This is a genomic window from Ehrlichia ruminantium (assembly GCF_009728835.1).
Taxonomy (GTDB): domain Bacteria; phylum Pseudomonadota; class Alphaproteobacteria; order Rickettsiales; family Anaplasmataceae; genus Ehrlichia; species Ehrlichia ruminantium_B.
This window is the reverse complement of record NZ_CP033455.1, coordinates 181,040-197,346: the sequence shown is the minus strand read 5'-3', so window position 1 is coordinate 197,346 and position 16,307 is coordinate 181,040. Positions and strand designations below refer to the sequence as shown.

The following is a 16,307-nucleotide window of genomic DNA, read 5'->3' as shown; positions in this document are numbered from 1 at the left end:
TATACCTTTTACAGGCTTCACAATACATTGACTTAACATAACAAACAATGTATAAGTTAACACATATTTAATAATAGTGTTATTGTACTTATATGTTTTTAACAGTGATACAATTAGTGTTAGTATTCTTCCTAGTGGTTTTAGTGTTATTACAGCCTCCAGAATCTGATAATTTAAGTGGTTTTGGCAATACACAAAACAATTTAGATGCAATGTTTACAACCAGATCACCTTCAAACTTCATTACAAAACTTACTGTTATCATTGCTACTGCTTTTATAATAAATACAGTGCTTCTAGTAGGAGTTAATGCTAAAAGTATACATAAAGAATCTGTTGTAAAGAGGATCGCAGCAATAAGCAATAAGACACCTACTGACCTTCCCACTGTAGAGCATAATGAAGACAGCGTACCATTTAATCAATAAGGTTGTATGAACAATCTGGTGTCAACTAAATTTATTTTCGTGACTGGAGGTGTAGTGTCATCTCTAGGAAAAGGACTAGCAGCAGCTAGCATAGGAGCACTTCTACAAGCTAGAGGATTTAAAATCTGTTTAAGGAAATTAGATCCTTATTTAAATATAGATCCAGGTACAATGAGTCCAATTCAACATGGTGAAGTTTTTGTAACTGATGATGGAGCAGAAACTGACTTAGATCTAGGTCATTATGAACGTTTTACCGGAGTTAAAACAACAAAAAACGATAATATAACTACTGGTAAAGTATACCACAATTTATTAAGCAAAGAAAGAAAAGGCGATTATTTAGGACAAACAGTACAAATTATCCCTCATGTAACGGATCTAATTAACTCATTTATATTACATAATACTGACACGTTAGATTTTGTAATTTGTGAAATAGGAGGCACCGTAGGTGATATTGAAAGTCAACCTTTTCTTGAGTCTATAAGACAAATCGGCTATAAGCTTAGCAAAAATAACACAGTGTTTGTACACTTAACGTTAGTCCCGTACATTAGTGCAACAATGGAACTAAAAACCAAGCCCACACAGCATTCTGTTAAAGAATTAAGCTCTGTAGGAATACAACCAGATATAATATTATACCGAAGTAAGATACCCTTATCAAAAGAACAACGGGACAAAATTGCTAATCTATGCAATGTATCTCCAACAAATATTATCCCTGCATTAGATGTTCAGAACATCTATGAGCTACCTATTTCTTACCATCAGTATAATTTAGATACACAAATATTAAAACATTTCAATATTACTTCCCCTGAACCAAATTTAGAAAAATGGGAAAACATATTAAATATTTCACATACAGCAACAAACACAATTACCATTGCAATAATAGGAAAATACATTAAGCTGTTAGATGCATATAAATCATTAATTGAGGCACTAGAACACGCAGCTATTCATAATAAGATCAAGTTATCTATACATTGGGTAGATTCACGTTCATTAAAGAACGAAATGATCAATACATTTGATAATGTGCATGCTATTCTAATACCTGGAGGCTTTGGTGATGATGGCATAGAAGGCAAGATAACTGCTATACAACATGCACGTATTAACAATATTCCTTTTCTGGGAATTTGTATGGGCATGCAGCTTGCTATAGTTGAATTTGCACGTAATGTCATAAATCTTGAGGATGTCAATTCCACAGAATTCAATTTTGATTGCAAAAATCCCATCATACATCAATTACCAGAATTACAGAAAGATCTTGGTGGTAGTATGAAACTAGGATCACATCCATGTTATTTAGAACCAAATTCAAAAATTTTTTCCATATACAAACAAACAGTAATCAATGAAAGAAGAAGACACAGATATACGGTTAATCTACAATATAAAGATCTACTAGAAGAACATGGGTTAGTTTTTACTGGAAAATCGCATCACAATAATAGCGATAGTCTAGCAGAAGTGATAGAACTAAAAAATCATCCATGGTTTATTGGTGTACAATTTCATCCAGAGTTTAAATCAAGTCCTTTTGAATCTCACCCATTATTTATATCGTTCATACAATCTTGTATCGAGTATCAAAAAAATCAAAAAGTGTAAAACCACATATGCAATATTCTGTTAAGATCACATATTAACTAATAGCCTAGCAGAAATTCTCGATATACGTTACTCATTATATTTATTAGTATACAATTTTTCTTAGAACTTTAATCAAATCTTTTTTGAATCTCACTTATTACTTATATCGTTCATACAACCTTGTATCGAGTATTAAAAAGAGTAAAATCTGCATATGCAATATTCTTGTTAAGACTACATATTAACTATATAGCCTAGCAGAAATTCTCGATATACGTTACTCATTATATTTATTAGTATACAATTTTTCTTAGAACTTTAATCAAATCTTTTTTGAATCTCACTTATTACTTATATCGTTTATACAATCTTGTATCGAGTATCAAAAAGAGTAAAATCTGCATATGCAATATTCTTGTTAAGACTACATATTAACTATATAGCCTAGCAGAAATTCTCGATATACATTACTCATCATATTTATTAGTATACAACTTTTCTTAGAACTTTAATCAAATCTTTTTTTGAATCTCACTTATTACTTATATCGTTCATACAACCTTGTATCGAGTATCAAAAAAATCAAAAAGTGTAAAACCACATATGCAATATTCTGTTAAGATTACATATTAACTATATATAGCCTAGCAGAAATTTCTGAATATACATCGTTCATTATTTTTTGGAACACAATTTTCCCTAGAATTTACTGCTACTTAACCATAACGCTTGCTTATATACTACCCATACAACACTGTACCACTAATCAAAAAAACAGCTGTTCTATAAGCATCGATATTTAATATCCACTGCTAATACAAAGGCACCCATTTAGATTTGAGTATACTATTATGCACTTATTCCTACTTAGATCACGCATTAAATATACATAACCTACTAAAACACATGCCATTATAAACCTCTTAAGATTAGGTACTGTTTAAGTCTCACTTTATACATTACTTAAGCTTATCTACAACAGCAAATTAAAATATAAAACTACACTGCTATAATAAAAACATAATGTAGTAACACTCATTAATATTTTCGTACATTAAGTACATAAAATCTTTACATGATACTTATTACCATATAAACCAAACTTTACACCTGTTATAATTTTTCCTTGTTATTAAAGAAATAAAAATAAAGATATTGAATTTTAAACTTTCTACTTAGATTCATCAAAAATTCAGTTCAAAATATAACATAGGGAAGCATACATACTATTAATGATAACTCACAACCTATTTAATAAAAACAAACTTCACACATTATAAAAAAATACTTATTAACCAGTTATAAAAAACACGACAACTTTCCAGAATTAACATGCCTTTTCTACTATCCCTTATACACAAAAAGTGTGTTATGGCACCTAAATAAACATGGAGTACAATTACCAACTTAAAGTACGCTACAACAGCATATACTTTTCAACTTTCTCACAATATAAATTAGTATCTATGCTAACTACAGGCAAATATCCCCCTTAAAAAAACTGCACCCCATGTTCACATATACGCAGAAACCTTAACTATAACTGCTAAAAAAAGTACCCGTCACAACAACATGGGTGACCATAATGACTAACAGAACTTAATACACCAAAAACACCACCTAACAACAACATATTGTGCACACTGAATAAATCATGACCATTATTATCAACAATATTGTTTGATGTATTTTCTATTTCCATATGGCCTTTACCATCAGACAGATTCATCGTATTAACAACTTGCCCATTATTAGCAATATCCTGTTTTTTATTCAAATCATAATGATTAATATTATTAAGAAAGCCAGCAAGTGCATTAGTCCCATGGGAAAGGTCTATAAATAGATTATCCGCCGTTACTACATTACCTTCTATTGGTACTTTAACAACATCAATTTCCATATTATTTACAGATACTGGCTTAGCAATTTCAACAGGATAACCTTCATTACCCTCTTCACTTTGCTGCACATAATTTTCTGGAACACTACCTTGTTTAGCATTTAAGTCATCAGCTATTAAGCCCTCACCTTCAAGTCCTTCAGATACCTGATCACCTTCTGGTATATAATCTTGCTGAGCATTGAAATCAGCAACATCTTTTAAGTCATCAGCTATTAAGCCTTCACCTTCAAGTCCTTCAGGTACCTGATCACCTTCTGGTACATAATCTTGTTGAGCATTGAAATCAGCAACATCTTTTAAGTCATCAGCTATTAAGCCTTCACTTTCAAGTCCTTCAGAGACTTGAACATCATCTGCTTGCACATTATTTTGTTGAGTATCCAAATCATCAGTATCATTCAAGCCACTAAATACCAACTTTTCATCTTCATAATTGGCAAAAGAGAAAATAGGTTCTTCACTACCATGTAACATATACTTTTCACACCTCATCAGATAAGATAGTAATACTTACCAATACTGTAATACTATCAAAACCAACATAACCATTTTTAGTATATATTAATAACATATTTGGAGTAAAGAACTTTTATTTAAAGTTACACGCAGTAATACACTTCAATTAATATAAACTACAAATTTATATAATGACATCACCAATTACACTGGAACATAAGATACTATTTATTTCTAATGCTAAATGATTCAAAGATTAAAACTCTTATATGCAATACACAATTATTAGGGATCATTACATGCATATATCTAGCAAAATTTTTCTAAACCAAATATATGCTATAAAAACCCTTTTTTGATATCATAGTAAGCAAAATAAATAGTGATATTTTAATACTGCAATCCTATAGACAAATTAACCATTTCAAGAGCATTAATACTTTGAGAATAAGAAGTGTATAACTTATTTAACCTATATACCACATCGAACAAATGACTTTACAAAAATACACAACTTTATACCCAAATATACAAATCAAGTCAGACTTTTGTTTAAAATATTGTCAGTATAATATCAAGACACAATAAACATAAATCTAATGGACTAATCACAAACAACACACACCTTTTAAACTGAAACTATAAGACAAAGAATAAGAGTACAGCATATAGGCATATTAGCTTCTAATAAAAACCACATTTGAAGTGTAATACATTAGAATTACATGCAACAGTTATATATGCAATATCTACACACAAAACTTTAAGGAATCATAGTACTTACAATAAAATTCCATTATAATATTCTGTGTCGCCTCTTATATAATAGAACTTCTACTGCATAATAATTATATTATATTCTAAAATTGTCGGTTTTTTAATTGTAGAACTTCAATCATCCACATCAAATATATCAGAATCACACACTACACAATCCTACACATATAGAATTAACATGCTTTACAACATGTTACATATGCTACTAACAGAACTTCTACTGCATAATAATCATATTACATTATAAAAATTGTCAGTTTTTTAGTTATATTAAGTAGAACTTCACTCATCTACATCAAATATATTAGGATCATACACTACACAGTCTTACACATATAGAATTAACATGCTTTACAACATGTTACATATGCTACTAACAGAACTTCTACTTAATAATAACTATATTATATCGATCAAATCACTAGTTTTTTTATTATAATTAAGTAGAACTTCAATTATTTACATAAAATATATTTATAATAACAGATCCTATAACCTTATACATATAAGACTAATATGTTTTAAGATACTGTATACATCACTCACAAAATTTTTACGTAATAATCACTATATTATATTGATCAAACCGCTAGTTTTTTAGTGCGTGTAAGTAGAATTTCATCTATTCACATCAAATATATTTGAATAACACAACATATAATCTTACACATATAAATTAATATATTTCATAATACACTGAATACACTATTCATAGAATTTTCATTTAATAACAACCACATTATACGTCATAAAATTGCTGGTTTTTTAGCTATATTAAGTAGAACTTAAATATATTCATATTAAATACACTTAAACAACACATAATCATAGTCTTATATATCAAGAATTAACGGTTTTACAATATGCTGCATATAATACCACTCAATATTCTCAACATATATCAGACTAATAAACAGCATTAATATAGATATGTGGAGTCAATACACTATTATGTAATTCATCAGTCTTGTATGACACATAATTCTAGATTGGTGTGTACATATGCTAGTTTTTTATAGACATCTTAAAAATACATTATTATAGCTGTCTCTTACCAGAACACATTTACTAGTCACATATCGAATATTTTTACATTAAATCTCCCACACTTCTCAACTTCACTTAATATGCCTTAATGTACTCTAAATTATTATAGAATTTTGACAACACTTACACACAACTATCACTACTTGTTAATACTCTACAACAACATTTTTACATCATTATACATCAATGACACTTAATCTAATACATAAAGCAACTTAAACTAATAGATTACACTACTAAATGACTATTCCATCTACTACTAAACCCAGATTTTAACCCATTCCATACTTTTAATCAGTATTACCTAAAGCTATAACAATTTAGCTATTTATCATTACATAAATGCTAACATATTCTTATTAATATTTTCATTGCTAACAAATCTATTTTCAGTACATTCTAAAATATCCACTATGTCACCTTCAAAATATAATGTATTTACTCTTTTAAAATTATACACACACTGTAACTCAACAATACTTAAATTACAAATTGCTGGAATCGCATTACTACCAAAAATTTTATCTGACCTACACCATATAATTTGATCCACCAAATTATTCTTCAACAACTCTGTGATTAAAATACCACCACCTTCAACAAACAAACGAGTGATCCCAACTTTTTTAACAAGAAGTTTCATCGACTCTACTAGGAAATTATCACCAGCATTAACAATTAAATAATTTGCAGCTCCTAATGTTGTTTTAACAACATTATTTGTAAGAATATATGTAGGAATAACATCAGCATTCTTGATTATATTATGATCATTAGATACTTTACCAGAACGATCTACAACAACTCTGATTGGAGAATAAGATTCTAAACTAGGAATTCTAGTATTTAGCATAGGATCATCTTGTACAATGGTATTACTACCAACCATAACCGCATCATACATTGACCTCTGTTTATGGACCCAAGTACGAGTTAATTCATTTGTAATCCACTTGCTTTTACCATTACTCAAAGCTATTTTGCCATCTAAAGTAGACGCTATCTTAACTGTAATAAAAGGCCTATTCTTAATTTTACTATAAAAAAATCCAATGTTTAATGCTCTAGCTTCATCATGCATTACACCACATTCTACTTCCACATTAGCATAACGTAACAATTTTATTCCATTACCTGCTACTCGCATATCAGGGTCACTAGTAGCAATGACCACTCGTTTAATACCAGCATTAATTAAATTTAATACACATGGTCCAGTCTTTCCATAATGAGAACATGGCTCAAGAGTAACATATGCAGTAGCACCTTTTGTAATACAGCCTGCATTATTTAACGCTACAATTTCCGCATGAGGTCTACCACCCACTTGTGTCCATCCACGACCTACTATTACCCCATTGTTTACTATGATACACCCCACTGCAGGATTAGGAAATACATTTCCTAGACCACGTCTTGCAAGCCTTAAAGCTAGAGACATAAATTTCTTATCATAATACTTCATAATATTAACAACTAATAATTATAGAAAACTATATTAATAAACTTATCACCCTTGATATTTTCCTATAATACTACTATATATTGTTTAGATTTTATAAATAATGTTTGATAAGTATGATTGATAATGCTCCTAACAGTACACAAAACCCACAAGATAATAATTCTAAACCTACTGAACAACAAGCTCCACCTAAAGCAAATCCACAAAGAAAATTCGCTGCAGAATTAAACAAAAAGAAAGAAAAATTAAGTGAAGATTTATCGGAATTAGAAAAGTTAAGACAACAGTTAGCACATTTTCAACATCAATTTCGTCTCGCAGTTGCCGATAAAGAAAATGTTAAACGCATTATGCAGAAAAATATAGATGAAGCATCCATCTATGCAATTTCTAACTTTGCTCGAGATATACTAACCTCTTGTGATAACTTAGAAACATCATTACAAAATTTAAATGAAGATGATAGTATTCATGCAGGTGTATTAATGACTTACAAAGAATTATTAAACACCTTAGAGCGTCATAATATCAATAGGATAGATCCAATTGGGGAAATATTTAATCCACAGTTTCACAAAGCTGTATCGCAAATGATAGACACAGAAAAACCCGATGGAACTGTCTTACACGTAGTACAGTCAGGTTATATAATTAAAGACAAGTTATTGCGTCCAGCATCAGTAATTGTATCCAGACAACATGAAGAATGATTTACAGAATAGTGTTCAAGTATTAGCTTCAATAATATATATTTTAAGTACATATTTAAATTTTATCTCTATTCAAATAAATCACTATTTACTATATATATTTACTAAGTTTATTACATTATTTGTTGTATGTTGTAGAAATATACTGTAAAATTGTGTGCTTATTTACAAGGGGTAAAGTTATGTCCACACCTATTGTCTTATCTGGTATACAACCCACTGGTAGCATACATCTAGGAAACTATTTAGGCTTTATACGTAATGGGGTGTCTTTACAGAATTCATATAAATGTTTTTTTTTTCTTGCTGACTTACACACTCTAACATCTCAGGCTTATAACTCAGATGACCTTAAAAATAATTCTATAAGTACGTTAGCGACATACTTAGCGTGCGGGATAGATCCAGAAAATTCAGTACTATTTTCACAATCCGCCGTTCCTGCACATGCCGAATTAATGTGGATATTTAGCTGTATTACTTCAACGGGACAGCTGAACAGGATGACACAATTCAAAGAAAAAAGCCGTAACAAGGTATCTACAGCTTCTTTAGGTCTATATAGCTATCCTGTATTAATGGCTGCAGATATATTACTTTATAAAGCAAATATAATACCTGTAGGTATTGACCAGAAACAGCATCTAGAATTAGCAAGAGATATCGCTCAAGCTTTCAATACAAAATACAACATAGAGTACTTTAAACTTCCAGAACCATTAATTATGCAAGAATCAGCAAAAATTATGAGTTTAAGAGATGGGAAGAAAAAAATGAGTAAATCTGATTTATCAGACTACTCACGTATAAATTTAGAAGACAGTAATGATTCAATTGCTCAAAAAATCAACAAAGCAACCACCGACTCTATTGTAGGATTTGACATTACAAACTTAGATAATAGACCTGAAATAAAAAACCTTGTTAACATATATGCTACACTTTCAAACATCAGTATAGAACAAATATGTGTTAACATTGCAAACCTCAGTACAAAACAATTCAAGGAAGAATTAGCAGAATTAATTATTACCAATATATCTCCAATACGGCAAAAATTGAAAGAGTTGCTAGAAGATACAACACACTTACATAGTATATTAACAGCAGGAAATAATAAGGCTGCGTCTATTGCAAATAAGCATATAATAGAAATCAAAAAGATTGTAGGGTATTGGTAGTACTACCAATACTAAATTCATTTATAAAAGTTTATATTTGTTATTATCAATGATACGTTAAGCCATTTTAATAGCACAAGTAGGACTATAATTAATCCCAAAAATTAAAAGAATTATAATAAAATACAGCAAGCATTCACTATAAGAACATTTAAGTAGCAAAATTGTATTTCTTCCTATAAACACATAATAAGAAGTCAGAAAGGTTATTAAAGAAAGTTGCTTATATTAGATAATTATTAATTATGCATTAAGCTACTTTATAATATTACTAAAAACAGTATTATCATTGATTTCTCAAAACTAAAAAAATTACAGCAAAAGATAGCATACTTACTATAAGAACATTAATAATAAAATTGTATTTTTTCTACAAACATAACAAAAATGAAATACTCACATTAGGCTAATGTATCTAAGAGGTATTATAAACAGTATGCCCCGTGTTAGTTTACAGTACTATATACATTAAGATTGTAAATTCTATCATATCAAGGTTATTACGAGATAATATATCAATATCATTAGAACCTTCTTTATATAAAAACTGTGAAAAAGATTGCATAAAATTCACTATAAAAGGAGCTTGTAAACTGTGATTTAGTACATTAAGTATAATATTTTTGCCAACAACACTATAAAAATGAACATTTGAGAATAATATACTCACAGAGATAACACGCAGATATACATATTTTCAAAAAGCAAAAATTATTGTACCAAGGATTATAGATGTATTTAGATTACTATTACTTATTAAAAACCATAAATACACTTTTTTGAAGAATTATTGTACATCTTTTGTAATAAATAAAAACATACACAACATTTAATAATGGGTCATCATACAATCAAAAACAAAAAAAGAAATCAACATCTTTAATAAGCTATTAATTAGCTTATTAATTTTACCCTTATACTAGAAATCAAATAATTTTCATATTTAAGAAAATCAAAGATTAATTATATTATTATAGTAAGTAAATAAACTTTAGTGCAATTTAGAGTACAACAATAACAACTTTATAATATGAGCACTAACATTATACATACTTATCACATACGATATTTACAAAAAATAATATAAGTTTTTTACTTCTAAACTGAAGTTCTCATTAAGAATAATAATAAATCAAAATGTTATTCCAATAACACTAGTTACCAATAATATCCGCAGTTTGCATAATCAGACAATATTTGTCCAACATTTAACGAGTTTAATATCAAGTATAAAAATTTCCAAAATATAATATTTAAACCCGATAATAGTATTTTACGACTTTACTTATATACCAAATATAACAAGTAATAATTTTAACATTAAATTGTGCTTATTTATTTCGATCAAGAAGATACTGTATACAAATTGCATATCTATTTGTGTCAATGTCAAAGGAAATGTACATATAAAATTTATATAGTCGAGACATATTTGCTATAAAAATGATCTAATAACAATTTTCTTATATTTGCTAAAAATAAAGTTATTTAATAGCAACTTTAGATTATTATAATCAATTAAATAATTAAACGTAACAACATTCATTATTATTTATTAATACTCAAATTTTATAAAAAGTATCCAACATTATATGTTTTTAAAGCTGATATTCATAAATTTAACTTTAAGTTTCTAAATAACAATCAATGATTATTGTAGATTATATAAATATAATACTAAATAAATAATGAATTTTTTATTATTATATCATTTTAATAATAAAAAATACTATATCTTTCTAAAAAAATATAGTATTAATATCTTGTAATTAACACACGAAAAGATTTACCTCCTATATATTAGTTACACTATAGGAGGTAAGTCCTTTTATTCATATACTTAAGATCAAGTATTGTCTCATTATTTAGGGAAACGATTGTCTACATATATTTGTTATGTTTTATAAATTAGCAAATACTTTTTCGTTGGCATCACGATGGCCAAAAGTAAATTGGTTATTTCCAAATCTACTAGTAGACTCAACTGAAGGATTTTGAGGTGTAGTTGCTTCTACAGCAGCATCAGATCTAGACACATCTTGAGTAGATCCACTAGATTCAACTGAATGAGCTTGAGATTCAGTTGTTTCTACAATAGTACCAGATCTAGGTACATTTTGAGTAGCAGGTTCACCATCAGATCTAACTGAAGGAGTTTGAGGTGTAGTTGCTTCCACAGCAGTATTAGGTCTAGTCACATCTTGAGTAGATCTACTAGATTCAACTGGAGGAGTTTGAGGTGTAGTTGCTTCTACAGCAGTATTAGATCCAAGTACATTTTGAACAGCTGCACCTATATTTACCTGATCAATATGAGTATGACCTTCATGATTACCATCATTATGATAGTTATAGCAATCTTCACCTACAGGATGAACATTAAGAGCAAAATGAGAATTTTCTTTATGCAAAAATGGTGAAAAAGGTTCCATTAAATTTACTATAAAAGAAGCTTGCAGACTATGATTTAGTACATCAAGCATAATATGCTTACCAACAACACCATGAAAATCTGAAAGTATATGGCCATTATTATTATCTATAAACATGACATGATATGCTCCATGATCATGATCATGTTCGTGCTCATGTTCATGTTCATGGCCATGATCATGTTTATGATATCCAACGTCCATTCTGAGACCACCACTTGAAACAGAAAATTGATCGTTACCATAAACACTTAAATCACTACCAAAATCAACATTGTCAATTTTTGTTGTTAAATGAAGCATACAATCTTCTGATGTTGAATGAATCATACAATAACCTATTAGTATAGTAGCATACTTATATTATACATTTTAGTGTGTTAATTTTGTTTTAAGAGCAATCTTGTATAGTAAATAAGTCACACTATACAACTCCTATAATAGCTAAGTTATAAGTTTAGTAACTCTTATATTAAATATTTTTACCTATAGTTATAATACATTAATATCTATCAATAATTTATCAAAACAAAGAGCTATTGCACTATTTAAAATATTATGTTAAAAGTGAGTTGGATGGATGGCCGAGCGGTTTAAGGCACCAGTCTTGAAAACTGACGTACGTTAATAGCGTACCGTGGGTTCGAATCCCACTCCATCCGCACTAATACAATAGCAGACTAACGTTGTTTGTTAATCCACTACAATGAATTTCAGGTTAATCAGCTAGCAAAAAAATCATACCAAACACAAGCTCCACTTAATCAAGAATAATAAGTCTTCATTTACTAATCAATAAAGGAATTATTAAACTCAATAAAGAAAAAAGAGACGCTATAAAAAAGTAATAATGCTACAATAACATACAACTCTTACTACAAAATTATACACAGTTGCTAACTTATTTATTAAACTGTACCAATAAAAAACAGTTCTCTTGACTAAACTAACAAATTTAAGGCTTGATGGTTCTATCGCATAACCGAAGCAGCATAATGGTTATTGTAATGTACAGTAGTATATGTAACAGAAATATTTAATACTATATGGAGAACTTTTTTAATCCCTGCATCGTTAATACAATGTTCAATACTAATAATTCGTAACCTTATAAGGTTTAACGGTTTTATTGCATCATTGAAGTAGCATAATGGTTATTGTAATGCACAGTAGTATATGTAACAGAAATATTTAGCACTATACAGAGAATTTTTTAATCCCTGCATCGTTAATACAATGTTTAATACTAATAATTCGTAACCTTATAAGGTTCAACGGTTTTATTGCATCACTGAAGTAGCATAATGGTTATTGTAATGCACAGTAGTATATGCAACAGAAATATTTAATACTATATGGAGAACTTTTTTAATCCCTGAATCGTTAATACAATGTTCAATACTAATAACTCGTAACCTTATAAGGTTTAACGGTTTTATTGCATCACTGAAGTAGCATAATGGTTATTGTAATGCACAGTAGTATATGTAACAGAAATATTTAATACTATATGAAGAACTTTTTTAATCTCTGAATCGTTAACATAATGTTCAATACTAATTAAACTTGTGATTTCATAGGTCTGATGGTTCTATTGCATACTGAAGCAGCACAATGTTATGTAATGAGCGGTAGTATTTATAGCTATAATAAAAATACTCAATACTATATGAAGTACCTTTTTAATACCTGGATCATTAAATGTTGCAAATATTGATTACACTCATAACCTTACACTGTTATTCTTATCATTCAGCTCACAAAAATTAGAAAATACAATATACTGACTACGATATAATTCAATTTTAATAAAGGTGGTACACCAAAGTTAACATAGTAAAAAAGTATTAATCAATTTAAATACATTAAGCATGTATATTCTACAAATCAAAACACTACAACTGAAATCATATTCCCATAAAATTGTAAAATAGCAAAATGGTCGGAATGATGGGATTTGAACCCACGACCTCCAGTCCCCCAGACTGACACGCTAAACCAGACTGCGCTACACTCCGTTTATTTTTTTTAGTAAACTATCTCTTAAATCCAACATATCATTTAACAACTTAGTTAACACTTCTGTATCCATTCCCTGTTGACAATTATCTTTAGCAATAGCAGCAGTATTAACACTACTCAATTCCTGTTGAACACCTTTGATTTTATAGCCTTTATCATATAACAAATACTTAATATATTTTAAAGTATCTATATCAACTTGACTATACAATCTCCTACCACGACGTTTGATTGGACTAATTTGAGGAAACTTTTCCTCCCAAAATCTCAAAACATATTGCTCAACATTCAAATTCTTTGCAACTTCACTTATTGTTTGAAGCCTAGTATTATTGTTTTGACACACTCCCTTTTTAGCCATCAATCTACCCTTACTCTCCTGAATCATCATTTATAGAATGTTTTACAAGTATTGACGGATAAAACGACACAGTATTATGTTCTTTGATAATAAACTCTTCAGCAGTCTTTGGATTGCGACCAACACGAGCTTTTTTCTTATAAGACTTAAATGTACCAAAAGAAGATATCTTCAATATACGATCTTTTGCTAGCGCATTCATCATCTCGTCTAGAATTTCTCCAACAATAGATGCAGCATCTTCTCGAGATAAGCCTATATCTCTATTTATCACTTCTGCTATCTTGGATTTGGTAAGAGTCTCAGTCATATTTCATATCTTCAAACTTAACACTCTTTTTATTCTATATTATCACATAAAAAGTTCAAGCTTATATTCTAAAATAGACAACCAGTGTTATAAGTTCAATATTGATAACTACAATAAACAATCGTACAACATTAAACTACTCACCAGTACTAGATCATTACTAAATTTATAATATGGACACATAAAGGTTTAATCCCACATACTAGACCATATACACTCACTAATCATCAGAATGATCAATACATCAGCACGTTCTAAAACTAAACATTTCCCTGTACAACAGCAAAACTGTAGCACATCTTAACATCACATAATCCTCAATAATTTAACTAAAATTATTCTTAAACAACACAATTATACAGGATTAGTAAATCATCAAAACGCTTGAGAAATAGCAACACACTATTCATAATATTAACATACTTTATGAAGCATTATTTTATCATGCATAACAAACACTTTATACTTTTTATTGGTATTATTTGTATCTCTATCATATTCTTTTTCAACAAAATATCCTCTTACAATAAAGAAGAATTTAGCACTTCTGATATTAAATTAAAAATTCACGAAATCAGCTCAGATGACGCTATATCAGAAACATTCAATATAACAGAATCAAAAATAAATATAATAACAATTTATACATCCTGGTGTAATAGTTGCGTAAAGAAAATCCCAGAAATTAATAGAATTATTGGTCACGATAAAGATATAAACCCAATCATGATATCACTAGATGAAAATAAAAATAAATTACTTTCTTTTCTAGCAAGACAAGGTACTATTCACTTTACACCATACAACATACAGCCACGTTACATGGGAAAACTAATACTACAGTTATCTAAATATGGAATAAATTTCAACAACAATATTCCTTATATAGCAGTTCTATACAAAGATGCACTTATAACAAATATCAAAAACATAAGCCAATTACAATCAATTATTCAAGATATCAAAGAGAAATACAATGTTAACTAATCAAGATACTGTTGATGTAGCAGTAATAATGGGAAGTCAATCAGATTTTGCAACAATGCAATATTCAACATCAATATTAAATGAGCTAAATATTAGCCATAAAACAATGATAATATCTGCTCACAGAACACCAGAAAGACTTTACACATTTGCAAAGTCAGCAGAAACAAACGGATTCAAGGTAATTATTGCTGGAGCAGGAGGAGCAGCACACTTACCAGGATTAGTAGCATCCTTAACATATCTTCCAGTGATAGGAGTACCAATAAAGAGTAGTAATCTTAATGGTATAGATAGCTTACTATCAATAGTTCAAATGCCTAAAGGAGTACCTGTAGCAACCATGGCCATAGGATCCTCAGGGGGATACAATGCAGCTATAATGGCAGCATCTATACTATCTTTATCTAACGATAGAATAAAAACCAACTTACAAACATGGAGAAATAACTTATCTGCTTCTGTCAAATTATTACCAGATACATCAATATGAAATTTACTTTATTATAAGTAAATTTCATATTATAGAATATTAATAAACACAACATAATTAAAATGAAGTACTTGAAACAAAATAATTTTGATTCCTAAGATATCACATATCTAACAACAAA

At 29.0% G+C, this 16,307-nt stretch carries 12 protein-coding genes and 2 tRNA genes; 7 read left to right on the top strand and 7 right to left on the bottom strand.

Features of this window, described 5'->3' with window-relative positions; genetic code table 11:
* Positions 1 to 92 precede the first annotated feature (92 nt).
* The gene (gene secG, locus EDL80_RS00630) at positions 93 to 428 is read left to right on the top strand and encodes a preprotein translocase subunit SecG (RefSeq protein ID WP_158406288.1); all 336 of its coding nucleotides are present in this window, start codon (positions 93 to 95) and stop codon (positions 426 to 428) included.
* A 6-nt stretch (positions 429 to 434) separates the two neighbouring features.
* Positions 435 to 2,057 carry a CTP synthase gene (locus tag EDL80_RS00625; RefSeq protein ID WP_158406287.1) on the top strand — a complete coding sequence of 541 codons (1,623 nt, stop codon included), beginning with the start codon at positions 435 to 437 and terminating at the stop codon, positions 2,055 to 2,057.
* A gap of 1,528 nt (positions 2,058 to 3,585) precedes the next feature.
* Here EDL80_RS00625 and EDL80_RS00620 read toward each other — a convergent pair.
* Together EDL80_RS00620 and ribD are read right to left on the bottom strand one after the other, a co-directional pair.
* Positions 3,586 to 4,419, bottom strand: coding sequence for a hypothetical protein (locus tag EDL80_RS00620; RefSeq protein ID WP_158406286.1), 834 nt, complete (start codon positions 4,417 to 4,419; stop codon positions 3,586 to 3,588).
* Positions 4,420 to 6,559: 2,140 nt separating this feature from the next.
* A complete protein-coding gene (gene ribD, locus EDL80_RS00615; protein ID WP_158406285.1) occupies positions 6,560 to 7,690 on the bottom strand; it encodes a bifunctional diaminohydroxyphosphoribosylaminopyrimidine deaminase/5-amino-6-(5-phosphoribosylamino)uracil reductase RibD in 1,131 nt (376 codons plus the stop codon).
* Positions 7,691 to 7,803: 113 nt separating this feature from the next.
* On the opposite strand from ribD, the gene EDL80_RS00610 reads away from it, so the two are divergent.
* Together EDL80_RS00610 and trpS are read left to right on the top strand one after the other, a co-directional pair.
* Positions 7,804 to 8,400 (top strand): nucleotide exchange factor GrpE, encoded by a 597-nt coding sequence (locus tag EDL80_RS00610; RefSeq protein WP_158407081.1) that lies wholly within the window; start codon positions 7,804 to 7,806, stop codon positions 8,398 to 8,400.
* A 182-nt stretch (positions 8,401 to 8,582) separates the two neighbouring features.
* A complete protein-coding gene (gene trpS / locus EDL80_RS00605) occupies positions 8,583 to 9,581 on the top strand; it encodes a tryptophan--tRNA ligase (RefSeq protein WP_158406284.1) in 999 nt (332 codons plus the stop codon).
* A gap of 451 nt (positions 9,582 to 10,032) precedes the next feature.
* Here trpS and EDL80_RS05010 read toward each other — a convergent pair whose 3' ends face one another.
* Both EDL80_RS05010 and EDL80_RS00600 read right to left on the bottom strand, forming a co-directional pair.
* Entirely contained in the window at positions 10,033 to 10,251 is a 219-nt protein-coding gene (locus EDL80_RS05010; protein WP_158407107.1) for a hypothetical protein, read from the bottom strand.
* A gap of 1,231 nt (positions 10,252 to 11,482) precedes the next feature.
* Positions 11,483 to 12,343 (bottom strand): TRP47 family tandem repeat effector, encoded by an 861-nt coding sequence (locus EDL80_RS00600; protein ID WP_158406283.1) that lies wholly within the window; start codon positions 12,341 to 12,343, stop codon positions 11,483 to 11,485.
* Positions 12,344 to 12,587: 244 nt separating this feature from the next.
* Here EDL80_RS00600 and EDL80_RS00595 point away from each other — a divergent pair.
* Positions 12,588 to 12,675 (top strand) — tRNA-Ser (locus EDL80_RS00595).
* A 1,277-nt stretch (positions 12,676 to 13,952) separates the two neighbouring features.
* Here the strand turns inward: EDL80_RS00595 and EDL80_RS00590 are convergent.
* The 3 genes from EDL80_RS00590 to EDL80_RS00580 form a co-directional block, all read right to left on the bottom strand.
* Positions 13,953 to 14,031 (bottom strand) — tRNA-Pro (locus tag EDL80_RS00590).
* The gene (locus tag EDL80_RS00585) at positions 14,022 to 14,396 is read right to left on the bottom strand and encodes a MerR family transcriptional regulator (protein ID WP_158406282.1); all 375 of its coding nucleotides are present in this window, start codon (positions 14,394 to 14,396) and stop codon (positions 14,022 to 14,024) included. Before EDL80_RS00585 ends, EDL80_RS00590 begins: the two co-directional genes overlap by 10 nt.
* Positions 14,397 to 14,406: 10 nt before the next feature.
* Positions 14,407 to 14,706, bottom strand: a complete 300-nt coding sequence (locus EDL80_RS00580) for an integration host factor subunit alpha (RefSeq protein WP_158406281.1) — start codon at positions 14,704 to 14,706, stop codon at positions 14,407 to 14,409.
* Positions 14,707 to 15,132: 426 nt separating this feature from the next.
* Here EDL80_RS00580 and EDL80_RS00575 point away from each other — a divergent pair, with 426 nt between their 5' ends.
* A complete protein-coding gene (locus tag EDL80_RS00575; protein ID WP_230957211.1) occupies positions 15,133 to 15,693 on the top strand; it encodes a TlpA family protein disulfide reductase in 561 nt (186 codons plus the stop codon).
* Positions 15,683 to 16,186 (top strand): 5-(carboxyamino)imidazole ribonucleotide mutase, encoded by a 504-nt coding sequence (purE, locus tag EDL80_RS00570; protein ID WP_158406280.1) that lies wholly within the window; start codon positions 15,683 to 15,685, stop codon positions 16,184 to 16,186. The genes EDL80_RS00575 and purE overlap by 11 nt, the downstream gene beginning before the upstream one ends.
* The last annotated feature ends 121 nt before the right edge of the window (positions 16,187 to 16,307 follow it).